This is a genomic window from Pseudomonas avellanae BPIC 631, assembly GCF_000444135.1.
Classification (GTDB): domain Bacteria; phylum Pseudomonadota; class Gammaproteobacteria; order Pseudomonadales; family Pseudomonadaceae; genus Aquipseudomonas; species Aquipseudomonas avellanae.
The window spans coordinates 1-1,411 of sequence record NZ_ATDK01000395.1; the positions used below are offsets into that span (position 1 = coordinate 1).

General features: G+C 49.4%; 1 protein-coding gene. It reads left to right on the forward strand.

Annotated elements, in window-relative coordinates:
• Nucleotides 1-162: 162 nt before the first annotated feature.
• Nucleotides 163-1,411 (forward strand): hypothetical protein (locus DW49_RS0122820; RefSeq protein ID WP_024421425.1); only part of this gene is annotated, 1,249 nt, incomplete at its 3' end.

The window sequence follows — 1,411 nt, forward strand, 5'->3', positions numbered from 1 at the left end:
TGTACTGTTTGCGAAATAATTTACCCGTGTCCCGCAACCTAAGTTATTGATAAAATTTGAATTTTACGTTAGTTAGTAGCTGGTTTTTTCGAAAACAGTACACTAGTGCCCTGTCTTGAGTTTTTTACCCGATGCTACGGGCGCAGTTCTGAAACGAGCAGATTGATAGCAACGTACGGCCTGGATGCAGTTGAGAAAAACTACTTCTACGGCCACGAGCGTGATTCACGGACACTGAAGCTGCAGCTTAGAAATCACATATCTCACAAAGAGGCCGTATTTCTTGCGCACGCTCTGTACAGCGATTACACCCAACGCAAATGCGATGACGTTCACAATCTTCTTAAAGCACTGTTCAGCCCAAAGGATAAGATTTTTCTCAAAGCGGAACCCTGGTTCGAAGGCAAGGCCATCATTCAAGGGGATGGTTTCTGGATGGATAACGACACCTTTCTGCTACTGAACATCGATGGCATTAGCAATCCGGAGGGTTCAGCTATCACGATCGAACGCCAGCGATACACTGCTGATGAAGGAGTAGCAGGAAGGGCCTACAAGAAGCCGCCACCTGAAGAGGCATCCAATCAAGAGATAGATCTCATCGATACCGAAGCCCCCGACAATAACCACGCCCGGGTAGTCCTCGACTCGCCTCTTTCGACGCTTGGCATTAAACGCAAACTGATCAAGACCAAGCAGAGAATTCCCGGAAAAAGGGGTACTGCATCACCCGGTGATCATCGCACGTTGCTTGCACCTGGTGATGCGCATCGGGGTGGCAAGGGTGGTGGAAAAAGCGAAGCTGAGTCACCGGAATGGTTGGTGGAAGGAACCCTTCAGCAGATGTGGCAGACGTGCACGGGACTGGCAAAGAATCATCCTCAGCGCATTTCAAACGTGGGCTGGTACACCCTGCCTCTTGGTCTTCAATGCGAAGGCATACCGCAATACCAATTTCTTTCTGTAAAGAGCGGCTCTGACAAGGATTCTGCTAAGAAACCAAAACAAGCAGATACGCCACCCCGCAAAGCAGTGCTCATCATCCGAATGACCGTTGATCACCATCATATCTATGTTATCGAGATGTACCGTAAGCCATCCATGAGCGTCTGTCGTAAAACCGGAGACAGCTTACTCAAGGAAGACAGCTATTGTGGACTCATGGTCCACCTGCCCACGGATAGCAAGGAAGTGGAGCGACAACTCCAGTTGATCTTCAAGAACCTTCTGAAACACGAAGGCCGGATAAAGGATAAGGATAAAGAGATGTCGGACCATACCCACAAGGTATTTATTCACAAGCTGCGGATTCCACGACACTTGGACACTCAGCCCACGATCATTTGGACACTCATTCCAAGCTCACTTGGACACCTGCCCCACGTCCACTTGGACAGGCAGTCGGAGCGCA